The sequence below is a fragment of the Pseudoxanthomonas kaohsiungensis genome (assembly GCF_010211765.1).
GTDB lineage: Bacteria > Pseudomonadota > Gammaproteobacteria > Xanthomonadales > Xanthomonadaceae > Pseudoxanthomonas > Pseudoxanthomonas kaohsiungensis.
Genome location: NZ_PDWO01000005.1, coordinates 219,902 through 231,318 on the forward strand (window position 1 = coordinate 219,902; position 11,417 = coordinate 231,318).

The 11,417-nt window shown below is 69.4% G+C and carries 9 protein-coding genes; 7 read left to right on the plus strand and 2 right to left on the minus strand.

The annotated features are described in order from the left end of the window. Nucleotides 1-149 precede the first annotated feature (149 nt). The gene (gene parE, locus CSC66_RS07805) at nt 150-2,039 is read right to left on the minus strand and encodes a DNA topoisomerase IV subunit B (RefSeq protein ID WP_162376823.1); all 1,890 of its coding nucleotides are present in this window, start codon (nt 2,037-2,039) and stop codon (nt 150-152) included. A gap of 220 nt (nt 2,040-2,259) precedes the next feature. Here parE and CSC66_RS07810 point away from each other — a divergent pair, with 220 nt between their 5' ends. The 7 genes from CSC66_RS07810 to truD all read left to right on the plus strand — a co-directional run bounded on the left by CSC66_RS07810 (nt 2,260) and on the right by truD (nt 8,793). Next, on the plus strand, nt 2,260-2,523 hold the full coding sequence (locus CSC66_RS07810) for a hypothetical protein (protein WP_162376824.1): 264 nt from the start codon (nt 2,260-2,262) through the stop codon (nt 2,521-2,523). Nucleotides 2,524-2,662: 139 nt separating this feature from the next. Next, nucleotides 2,663-4,324, plus strand: coding sequence for a CTP synthase (gene pyrG / locus CSC66_RS07815; protein ID WP_162376825.1), 1,662 nt, complete (start codon nt 2,663-2,665; stop codon nt 4,322-4,324). A gap of 465 nt (nt 4,325-4,789) precedes the next feature. Continuing rightward, complete coding sequence (eno, locus tag CSC66_RS07820; RefSeq protein ID WP_162376826.1) at nt 4,790-6,082, plus strand: phosphopyruvate hydratase; 1,293 nt, start codon at nt 4,790-4,792, stop codon at nt 6,080-6,082. Between the two features lie 13 nt (nt 6,083-6,095). Then, nucleotides 6,096-6,443 (plus strand): cell division protein FtsB, encoded by a 348-nt coding sequence (gene ftsB, locus CSC66_RS07825; protein WP_238394327.1) that lies wholly within the window; start codon nt 6,096-6,098, stop codon nt 6,441-6,443. Next, the gene (gene ispD / locus CSC66_RS07830) at nt 6,443-7,138 is read left to right on the plus strand and encodes a 2-C-methyl-D-erythritol 4-phosphate cytidylyltransferase (protein WP_162376827.1); all 696 of its coding nucleotides are present in this window, start codon (nt 6,443-6,445) and stop codon (nt 7,136-7,138) included. The genes ftsB and ispD overlap by 1 nt, the downstream gene beginning before the upstream one ends. A 129-nt stretch (nt 7,139-7,267) precedes the next feature. After that, nucleotides 7,268-7,759 (plus strand): 2-C-methyl-D-erythritol 2,4-cyclodiphosphate synthase, encoded by a 492-nt coding sequence (gene ispF, locus CSC66_RS07835; RefSeq protein WP_162376828.1) that lies wholly within the window; start codon nt 7,268-7,270, stop codon nt 7,757-7,759. Beyond that, a complete protein-coding gene (truD, locus tag CSC66_RS07840) occupies nt 7,756-8,793 on the plus strand; it encodes a tRNA pseudouridine(13) synthase TruD (protein WP_202935613.1) in 1,038 nt (345 codons plus the stop codon). The genes ispF and truD overlap by 4 nt, the downstream gene beginning before the upstream one ends. Nucleotides 8,794-8,923: 130 nt before the next feature. On the opposite strand, the gene bamA is transcribed toward truD, so the two are convergent. Continuing rightward, on the minus strand, nt 8,924-11,380 hold the full coding sequence (gene bamA / locus CSC66_RS07845; RefSeq protein WP_162376829.1) for an outer membrane protein assembly factor BamA: 2,457 nt from the start codon (nt 11,378-11,380) through the stop codon (nt 8,924-8,926). Nucleotides 11,381-11,417 lie beyond the last annotated feature (37 nt).

An 11,417-nucleotide genomic window follows, 5' to 3' on the forward strand; every position in this document is an offset into this window, starting at 1 on the left:
CCGTCGCCACGGCCCGGCGGCGCCCAAGCGCCGGGCTCAGCCTTCCAGCGAGGCCAGGTCGCCCTTGGTCTCCAGCCGCGCCCCCGCCGAACCGGGGTGCGACGACGGTGGGGCCGTCGCCACGACCCGGCGGGGTTGAAGCGCGACGTTCAGACTTCCAGCGAAGCGAGATCGCCCTTGGTTTCCAGCCACGCCTTGCGATCGCTCGCCCGCTTCTTCGCCAGCAGCATGTCCATCAGCGCGCGGGTCTGCTCGCCGTCGTCCACGGTCAGCTGCACCAGGCGGCGGGTGTCGGGATGGATCGCCGACTCGCGCAGCTGCTCGGGGTTCATCTCGCCCAGGCCCTTGAAGCGGGTGACATTGACCTGGCCCTTGATCTTCTCGCGGGCGATCTTCTCCAGCAGCAGGCGCTTTTCCTCTTCGTCCAGCGCGTAGAACACCTGCTTGCCCACGTCCACGCGGAACAGCGGCGGCATCGCCACGAACACGTGGCCGGCCGCCACCAGCGCCGGGAAATGGCGCAGGAACAGCGCCGACAGCAGGGTGGCGATGTGCAGGCCGTCGGAGTCGGCGTCGGCGAGGATGATCACCTTGCCGTAGCGCAGGCCGCCGATGTCATCCTTGCCCGGGTCGCAACCGATCGCCACGGCCAGGTTGTGCACCTCCTCGGAGGCCAGCACGGTGCTGCTGGCCACTTCCCAGGTGTTGAGGATCTTGCCGCGCAAGGGAAGGATCGCCTGGAAGTCCTTGTCGCGGGCCTGCCGCGCGCTGCCGCCGGCCGAGTCGCCCTCCACCAGGAACAGTTCGGTGCGAGACAGGTCCTGGCTGATGCAGTCGGCCAGCTTGCCCGGCAGCGCCGGGCCCTGGGTGACCTTCTTGCGCACGACCTGTTTTTCGGTCTTCAGTCGCGCGCTGGCGCGTTCGATCGCGATCTGCGCGATCTTCTCGCCCAGTTCCACGTGCTGGTTCAGCCACAGGCTGAAGGCGTCGTGCGCGGCGCCTTCGATGAAGCCGGCCGCCTGGCGCGAAGACAGGCGTTCCTTGGTCTGGCCGCTGAACTGCGGGTCGGTCATCTTCAGCGACAGCACGAAGGCGACCCGGTCCCACACGTCCTCGGGCGCCAGCTTCACGCCGCGCGGCAGCAGGTTGCGGAAGTCGCAGAATTCGCGCAGCGCATCGGTCAGGCCCGAGCGCAGGCCATTGACGTGGGTGCCGTGCTGGGCGGTCGGGATCAGGTTGACATAGCTCTCCTGCACCAGCTCGCCCTCGGCGATCCACGCGACCGCCCAGTCCACCACTTCGGTGTCCTTCTTCAGCGCGCCGGTGAACAGGTCCGCCGGCAGCAGCTCGCGGCCGGCCAGCTCGCCCTTGAGGTAGTCGCGCAGGCCGTCCTCGTAGTGCCAGGTGTCGCGCTCGCCGGTAGCCTCGTCGAACAGGGTCACGGTCAGGCCGGGGCAGAGCACGGCCTTGGCGCGCAGCAGGTGGCGCAGGGCGCGGGCGTTGATCTTGGGACTGTCGAAATACTTCGGGTCGGGCCAGAAGCGCACCCGGGTGCCGGTGTTCTTCCTGCCGACGCTGCCCACCACTTCCAGCGGCGTGGCGCGGTCGCCGTTGCGGAAGGTGATGCGGTGCTCGCTGCCTTCGCGCTTGATGTGCACCTCGACCAGCGTGGACAACGCGTTGACCACGCTCACGCCCACGCCATGCAGGCCGCCGGAGAAGGTGTAGTTCTTGTTGCTGAACTTTCCGCCGGCGTGCAGGCGGGTGAGGATCAGCTCCACGCCCGGGATCTTCTCCTCGGGGTGGATGTCCACCGGCATGCCGCGGCCGTCGTCGGACACCTCGCAGCTGCCGTCCCTGAACAGCGTGACCTCGATCGCCTGCGCGTGGCCGGCCAAGGCCTCGTCGACGGCGTTGTCGATGACCTCCTGGGCCAGGTGGTTCGGGCGGGACGTGTCGGTGTACATGCCCGGCCGGCGCTTGACCGGATCCAGGCCGGAGAGGACTTCGATATCGGCGGCGTTGTAGCGGCTGCTCATGGAACCTTGCGAAGGCGCGGATGCGACGCGGAAGTGTGCGGCCTGGCCCCGCTTTTTGCACCCCATCCCTGCGCCGCCCCCCGTTCAGGGGGGCTAGGGTGCCCGGAGGGTATAACCGGTGTGCCAGGTCGGTCCGGCGCTGGAAAATCCAGCGCAACGGCCCCACTTGGCGATCGAGACCACGGCCGGCCCCGCCGGCCAGGGCAGCAGGAGGACGATGATGAATCGACGATTTTTCTGGACGGTAGCCGCCGGCGCGGTGGCGCTCGCGGCGGCGGTGCCGTTGCTGGCCCAGGATCGCGGCCAGTCCAAGGCCCAGCAGAATGCGGCGCTCGCCGAGCACAAGGCGCAGGAGCAGCGCGAACGCGAAGAGGCCGCCGAGCGCGCCAAGCGCCGCGAGGCCGCCCGGGCCGGCCAGGACGGGCGCGACAAGCAGCGCCCGCAGCGGGAAGAGGAAGAGGAAGAACAGCGCGACCCGCGCTGAACCGGCGTTCGCGGCATGGCAGGACCCGGCCCGGCGGAACCCCGCCGGGCCTCTCCGGCCCGGAACGGGCCGTTGCGGTGGGCATGGCTTGGGCGCGGCCGGGCGAGCCGGTAGACTATGGGTTTCCGGAGCCCCGCCCATGACTCCCCTCATTTTCGTTACCGGCGGCGTCGTGTCCTCGCTTGGCAAGGGCATCGCCGCGGCTTCGCTTGCGTCCATCCTCGAAACCCGTGGCCTGAAGGTCACGATGATGAAGCTGGACCCCTACATAAATGTTGACCCCGGGACGATGAGCCCGTTCCAGCACGGCGAGGTGTACGTCACCGACGACGGCGCCGAGACCGACCTGGACCTGGGCCACTACGAGCGCTTCGTGCGCACGCGCCTGAGCCGCAGGAACTCGGTCACCACCGGCCGCATCTACGAGAGCGTGATCCGCAAGGAACGCCGCGGCGACTATCTCGGCGCGACCGTGCAGGTGATCCCGCACATCACCGACGAGATCAAGCGCTGCATCGACGAGGCCACCGAGGGCTTCGACGTGGCCCTGGTCGAGATCGGCGGCACGGTCGGCGACATCGAGTCGCTGCCGTTCCTGGAGGCGATCCGCCAGATCCGCGCCGAGCGCGGCCCGGACAAGGCGCTGTTCATGCACCTGACGCTGGTGCCGTGGATCGCCGCCGCTGGCGAGCTGAAGACCAAGCCCACGCAGCATTCCGTCAAGGAACTGCGCTCGATCGGCATCCAGCCCGACGTGCTGCTCTGCCGCAGCGAGCAGCCGCTGCCCGATGGCGAGCGGCGCAAGATCGCGCTGTTCACCAACGTCCCCGAGCGCGCGGTGATCTCGGTGCAGGACGTGGACGTGCTGTACAAGCTGCCGATCGAGCTGCACGCGCAGGGCCTGGACGCCCTGGTCGCCGACCGCCTGCGCCTGCCGGTGGCCCGGCCGGCCGACCTTTCGGAATGGGAGGCGGCGGTCGATGCGACCGTGCATCCGGTCGACGAGGTCACCATCGCCGTGGTCGGCAAGTACGTGGACCACAAGGACGCCTACAAGTCGGTGGGCGAGGCGCTCAAGCATGGCGGCCTGCGCCAGCGCACCCGGGTCAACCTGAAGTGGCTGGAGTCCCAGGACGTGGAGGAGGGCGCGCAAGCCCTGCTCGGCGACGTCGACGGCATCCTGGTGCCGGGCGGATTCGGCGACCGTGGTTTCGAGGGCAAGGTGATGACCGCGCGGTTCGCGCGCGAGCACGGCGTGCCGTACTTCGGCATCTGCTACGGCATGCAGGCGGCGGTGGTCGACTACGCCCGCCACAAGGCCGGCCTGGAAGGCGCCAACAGCACCGAAAACGACAAGCAGTGCGAGCATCCGGTGATCGGGCTGATCACCGAGTGGCGCACCAACAGCGGCGAGATCGAAAAGCGCGACGAAAAGTCGGACCTGGGCGGCACCATGCGCCTGGGCCTGCAGGAGCAGCGGCTCAAGCCGGGCACCCTGGCCCGCGAGCTGTACGGCAAGGACGTGGTGGCCGAGCGCCACCGGCACCGCTACGAGTTCAACAACCGCTACCGCACCCAGCTGGAAGACGCCGGCCTGGTCATCTCGGCCAAGTCGATGGACGACCTGCTGGTGGAAATGGTCGAGCTGCCGCGCGAGGTCCATCCGTGGTTCCTGGCCTGCCAGGCGCACCCGGAGTTCCTGTCCACGCCGCGCGAGGGCCATCCGCTGTTCGTCGGCTTCATCCGCGCCGCGCGCGAGAAGAAGGCCGGCGGCAAGCTGCTCAAGGAAGCGCGGGCCTGAGGTTAGCGTCGGGGCGCGCCGTCGCCGCGCCCCGGCACGTGGTGGATCGTCAGGCAGAGCAGCCGGGCAAGCCCGGCTCTACGCAACCGCGGCCACTCCCTTCGTACGTACGCATCGGCATGCATCTGTGCCGATGCCGGACTGTGCTCGTCCATGCGAGCTCGCCACTTCCGGACGTCGTGGTGAGGGGGTTCCCACCCGTAAATAAAGGAGGAGGCACCGGCTTCACCGGTACCGGGGGACATGGAGAGTGGGAACCCCCCTCGCCATGACGCCGTAGCCACGCCTCCGCAACGTCGCCTCCGCTACGCCGTCCCGCGACCACGACTCGGTCACCACCCGATGCTTTCCCCGGCAACCGACCCGGAACCCGCAAGTCGTGGAAAACAGGGGCAAACCAAGGCAGGACCGGCCGCGGTCCGCTAAACTCCTGCACGACTCCACCCACCGGACGTTTGCGCTTCCATGACCAGCATCGCCAAGATCCACGCCCGCGAAATCCTCGACAGCCGCGGCAATCCCACCCTCGAGGCCGAGGTGACCCTGGCCGACGGTTCCTTCGGCCGCGCCGCGGTGCCGTCCGGCGCTTCGACCGGCACCAAGGAGGCGGTGGAGCTGCGCGACGGCGACAAGACCCGCTACCTGGGCAAGGGCGTGAAGAACGCGGTAGCCAACGTCAACGGCGCGATCGCCTCCGCGCTGGCCGGCTTGGATGCCGCCGACCAGCAGGGCCTGGACCGCCGCCTGATCGACCTGGACGGCACCGAGAACAAGGGCCGGCTGGGCGCCAACGCGCTGCTGGGCGTGTCGCTGGCCAACGCCCATGCCGTGGCCGCCTCGAAGAAGCAGCCGCTGTGGCAGTACCTGTCCACGATCACCGAGTCGGATGTGGCCCTGCCGGTGCCGATGATGAACATCATCAACGGCGGCGCGCACGCGGACAACAACGTCGACTTCCAGGAGTTCATGGTCCTGCCGGTCGGCGCCGCCTCGTTCTCCGAGGCGCTGCGCGCGGGCACCGAGATCTTCCATTCGCTCAAGTCGGTGCTGAAGGGCCATGGCCTGAGCACCGCGGTCGGCGACGAGGGCGGTTTCGCCCCGGATTTCCGCAGCAACGTCGAGGCACTGGACACCATCCTCGAGGCGATCGGCAAGGCCGGCTACACCGCCGGCGAGGACGTGATGCTGGGCCTGGACGTGGCCTCCTCGGAGTTCTACGACAACGGCAAGTACCACCTGGTCGGCGAGGGCAAGCGCCTGTCGTCCGAGCAGTTCGTCGACTTCCTCGCCGACTGGGCCGCGCAGTATCCGATCGTCACTATCGAGGACGGCCTGGCCGAGGACGACTGGGCCGGCTGGAAGCTGATCACCGAGCGCATCGGCAACAAGGTGCAGCTGGTCGGCGACGACCTGTTCGTGACCAACCCGAAGATCCTCAAGCAGGGCATCGAGTCGGGTACCGCCAATGCGATCCTGATCAAGGTCAACCAGATCGGTACCCTGACCGAGACCCTGGAAGCCATCGCCATGGCGCACCACGCCAATTACGCGGCGATCGTCTCGCACCGTTCGGGCGAGACCGAGGACACCACGATCTCCGATATAGCGGTCGCCACCACCGCCACCCAGATCAAGACCGGCTCGCTGTGCCGCAGCGACCGGGTGGCCAAGTACAACCAGCTGCTGCGCATCGAAGAAGCGCTGGGCGGGTCGGCCCGCTACGCCGGCCGCAACGCCTTCGTCTCGCTCAAGCGCTGACGCCGGAGCCGCGATGCGCGCGATGCGCTGGGTGCTGCTGGGGCTGGTGCTGCTGCTGGGATGGCTGCAGTACCGGCTCTGGTTCGGCATCGGCAGCGCGGGCGAAGTCGCGGCGCTGGAGGCCCAGGTCGAACACCAGGGCCGCGAGAACGGCGGACTGAAGGAACGCAACGCGGCACTGGCGGCCGAGGTGCGCGACCTGAAGGAAGGCGTGGCCGCGGTCGAGGAGCGGGCGCGCAGCGAGCTGGGCATGATCAAGCCGGGCGAACTGTTCTACCGGGTGGTGGAGGATCCGGCGCGGCGCGCGTCGGCGCCCGACCCCGACGCCATGGGCGATGCGAACGCCGGGGAGGCCGACTGATGGCCTCGGTCTGGGCGGTCGTCCCCGCCGCCGGGCGCGGCACGCGCTTCGGCGGCGAGGTGCCCAAGCAGTACCTGCAGGTCGGCGGACGCCCGCTGCTGGCCTACACGCTCGACGCGCTGCTGGCCCATCCGGCGGTGGCCGGCGTGGTCGTGGCGCTGGCGGCCGACGACCCGTGGTGGCCGGGCTGGAGCGACCATGCAGGCAAGCCGGTGCTCACGTGCACCGGCGGCTCCAGTCGCGCCGCGTCCGTGCTCGCGGCGATGGCGACATTGCCCGAATCGGTGCGCGCCGACGACTTCGTGCTGGTGCACGATGCCGCGCGGCCGAACCTGGCGCCGGCCGACCTCGACCGCCTGCTGGAACAGGGCCGCGCCGATCCGGTCGGCGCGATCCTGGCCGCCCCGGTCCGCGACACCCTCAAGCGCGCCGGCGACGACGGCGGCATCGACCGAACCGAGCCGCGCGAGCGGCTGTGGCGCGCGCTGACGCCGCAGCTGTTCCGCCGCCTGCAGCTGGCCCGCGCCCTGCAGGCCGCCGCGGACGCCGGCGTGGAGGTGACCGACGAGGCGATGGCGCTGGAGCGCCAGGGTGCGCGCCCGCTGCTGGTCGAAGGGCGCGAGGACAACTTCAAGGTCACCACGCCCGCGGACCTGGCCCGGTTCGAGTTCGAGCTGTCCCGGCGGCCGTCGTAGGAGCACAGCCTCAGGGGCGGCACCGGCGTCGGAGTCATGACGGTGTCGCCTGTGCCGACGGACGTCGCGTCGCCGATGAGGATCGGCTCCTACAATAGCGTCACGGCCACCGCTTGCCCAAGGATTTCCATGGCAGACATCCCTCCTTTCCGCATCGGCCACGGCTACGACGTGCATGTCTTCGGCGACGGCGACCACGTCATGCTCGGCGGCGTGCGCGTGCCGCACGATCGCGGCGTCGTTGCGCACAGCGACGGCGACGTGGCCCTGCACGCGCTGTGCGACGCGATCCTCGGCGCGCTGGCGCTGGGCGACATCGGCGTGCATTTCCCGCCCAGCGACGAACGCTGGCGCGGCGCCGACAGCGTGGAGCTGCTGCGCCACTGCATGGCGCTGGCCGGCGATCGCGGCTGGACGCTGGGCAATGCCGACATCACCGTGGTCTGCGAGCGTCCCAAGGTCGGGCCGCATGCGGCGGCCATGCGCGAGCGCATCGCGCAGGCCTGCGGGGTGGGCATCGACGCGGTGAGCGTCAAGGCCACCACCAGCGAGAAGCTGGGCTTCACCGGCCGCGGCGAGGGCATCGCCGCCCAGGCGGTCGCACTGCTGGTGAAGTCGTGAACGAACCGGTCGCGCTGCGCGGCGCCTTCGGCGCGCCGGTGCTGGCGGCGCGCATCCGCGCGCAGGCCGAGGATTTCCGGGTCGAGGAACTGGACGGGTTCGAGGCCAGCGGCGAGGGCGAGCACCTGCTGCTGACCATCGAGAAGCGCGGCATGAACACCGCCTTCGTCGCGCGCGAGATCGCCCACTGGGCAGGCGTGGCCGAGCACGCGGTCGGCTATGCCGGGCTCAAGGACCGCCACGCGGTCACCCGGCAGCGCTTCAGCGTGCAACTGCCCGGGCGCGAGGCGCCCGATGTCGCCTCCCTGGAGCGCGACGGCCTGCGCGTGCTGGCGCAGGAGCGACACCGCCGCAAGCTCCCGCGCGGCGCGCTGGCAGGCAACCGGTTCGAGCTGGTGCTGCGGGACGTGGCCGGCGACCGCGCCGCGATCGAGGAGCGCCTGTCGCAGGTTGCCGCCCACGGCGTTCCCAACGCGTTCGGCGAGCAGCGCTTCGGCCACGGGGGCGGCAACGTCAACAAGGCGCTGTCGATGTTCGCGGGGCGCCGGGTCGGGCGCGAGCAGCGGTCGTTGCTGCTGTCGGCGGCGCGTTCGGTGCTGTTCAACCGCGTGCTGGACGCGCGCGTGGCCGATGGCAGTTGGGAGCGGGGCATGGATGGCGAGGTGTGGATGCTGGCCGGCAGCCGCAGCGTGTTCGGGCCGGAACCGTGGAGCGATGCGCTGGCCGGGCGGCTGGCCGGTTTCGACATCCATCCCAGCGGACCGCTGTGGGGGCGAGGCCATCTGCGCAGCGAGGGGCCGTGCCGTGAGCTGGAACTCGCGGCGCTGGCCGACGCCGAATCGCTCGCATTGCGCGACGGGCTGGAAAGGGCGGGGCTGGAGCAGGAGCGCCGTGCGCTGCGCGTGCGTGCCGACGGGCTGGCGTGGGAGTGGACGGATCCGGCCAGCCTGCGGCTGGCGTTCTCGCTGCCGCCGGGCAGCTATGCCACCGCGGTGCTGGCGCAGCTGGGCGACATCGCCGACGCGGCGCCGTAGAGCGGGGCTTGCCCCGCTGCCCCCATGCGGCGAAACGACGCCCCAGACGAAGCGGGGCAAGCCCCGCTCTACGGAAAAAAGAACGACCCCTTGCGGGGCCGTCCGGGTTCCGTGGTCGCGGTCGGTCCGGTCAGAAGCCGCCGCCGAAGGTGAACTGCAGGCGTTCGATCTCGTCGCCGTCCTTCTTCTTGAACGGGTAGGCGTAGCTGATCGAGATCGGGCCGACGGGCGCGCGCCACAGCAGGGCCACGCCGGCCGACGCGCGCAGCTCGTTGGCGTCGAAGTTGTCCCAGCCGTCGTACACGTTGCCGAAGTCGACGAACGCCGACACGCGCGCCGCCTTGCTGTCGAACAGGCGCGGGAAGACCATTTCGATCTGGCCGACGGTCTTCAGCGAACCACCCAGCGGCTGGCCGCGCGAGTAGCCGCCGGTCGGTTCCGAGCGCGGGCCCAGGGTGTTGTCGCGGAAACCGCGCACCGAGCGCGTGCCGCCGGCGTAGAAGTTCTCGAAGAACGGCAGGCCGGTGGCGACCACCGTCTTGTCGTAGTCCGGCGAGCTCGGCAGGCAGGGCTCGCTGGGCGCCGGACCCGGCACGTAGGTGTCGATCTGTCCGTCGCCATCGCTGTCCACGTAGGAGCCCGGGGTCCAGCAGAGGTTGCGCACGGTGTCGTCGCCGTAGCTGTCGCCGTAGCCCAGGTCCAGGCCGGTGCGCAGCACGAACGCCGGATGCAGCATCCAGTACCGGGAGAACTCGTAGTTGATCTTGAAGTACTCGACGGTCGAACCCGGCAGCGTGGTTTCCAGGCCGATCCGCTGGTACATGCCGCGGGTCGGCATGAAGAAGTCGTTGCGGGTGTCGCGCGCCCAGCCCAGCTCGGTGCGCCAGGCGTGGAAGGTGCGCTGGCCGACCGCGTTGACGTAGTCGATGATCGACTGCGGCGTGCTGCCCGGGTAGGTCTGGATCTGGTTGCTGTCGATGCCGCCCAGCAGCGAGATCGAGCTGTGTTCGGTGATCGGCAGGCCCAGCACCGCCTGCGCCGCGGCGTTGGTGCTGTTGTACTGGGCGGTGTTGAAGTCCGAGTAGTCCAGCTCGCGCCACCAGAGGTTGTAGCCCAGCGACAGGCCCTCGTCGGTGAAGAACGGATTGAGGTAGGAGAACGCGTAGCGCTGCATGTAGTCGCTGCGCTGCGCCTCCACCGACACCCGGTTGCCGCCGCCGAGGAAGTTGTTCTGGGACAGCTGGATCGAGGCGGTCATGCCGGCCAGCTGCGAGTAGCCCAGGCCGAACACGAAGCTGCCGGAGGTGGTTTCCTTGACGTTGAACACCACGTCGACCTGGTCGCTGGTGCCGGCCACGGCCGGGGTCTCGACCTCGACGGTCTCGAAGTAGCCCAGCCGCTGCAGGCGGATCTTGGAGCGGTCGATCGCCGCCTGCGAGTACCAGGCATTCTCGAACTGGCGCATCTCCCGGCGGATCACCTCGTCGGAGGTGCGGGTGTTGCCCTTGAACACGATCCGGCGCACGTTGACGCGCGGGCCCGGCACCACCTGCAGGTTGATCGCGACGGTGCGGTCCTCGCGGTTGGTGGTCGGCACGGGATTCACCCGCGCGAACGCGTAGCCGATGTTGGACAGGGTGTTGGTGATGGAGTCGGCCGACAGCTCGAGCAGCACGCGCGAGAACGTGTCGCCGGCCTTGGGGATCACCAGGCGCTCGATCTGGTCCTGCGGCAGCACCGTGTCGCCGGTGACCTTGATCTCGGAAATGGTGTAGACCTCGCCCTCGGTGACGCTGGCGGTGAGGTACATGTCGCGCTTTTCGGGGCTGATCGAGACCTGGGTGGAATCGATGCTGAAGTCGATGTAGCCGCGGTCCAGGTACCATGAGTTGAGCTTTTCCATGTCGCCGGAGAGCTTCTCGCGCGAGTACTGGTCGTCGCGCCGGTACCAGGACAGCCAGCCGCTCTCGCGCGACTCCCAGTTGGCCAGGATGTCCTCGTTCGAGAAGGAGTCGGTGCCGATCACGTTGACGTGGCGGATCTTGGCCGCCTTGCCTTCCTTGACGTCGATGGTGACGTCGACGCGGTTGCGGTCCAGCGGCGAGACCGTGGGGGTGATCTGGACGTTGTACTTGCCGCGGTTGTTGTACTGGCGGGTCAGTTCCTGGGTCACCCGGTCCAGGGCCAGCCGGTCGAAGGTCTCGCCCTCGGCCAGGCCGATGTCCTGCAGGCCCTTGGTCAGGTCCTCGGTCTTGATGTCCTTGTTGCCGGTCAGGGTCAGCTTGTTGATCGCCGGGCGTTCCTTGACCGTGATCACCAGGATGTCGCCCTGGCGGTCCACCGCGACGTCCTCGAAGAAGCCGGTACGGTAGAGCGCGCGGATGGTCTCGCCGGCGGCGGCCTGGTCCATCGTCTCGCCCCGTTCCACCGGCAGGTAGGTGAACACGGTGCCGGCCGCGATCCGCTGCAGGCCGTCGATGCGGATGTCGCTCACGGTGAACGGCTCGACCGACTGCGCCATCGCCGGCAGGGACAGGGTCGAGGCGAGGGCGAGGGCGAGCAGGCGGCGCACGGGGTATCGCGTCATGTCACATCCGGTGGAAAACAGGGGGTCGGGCAGGAGC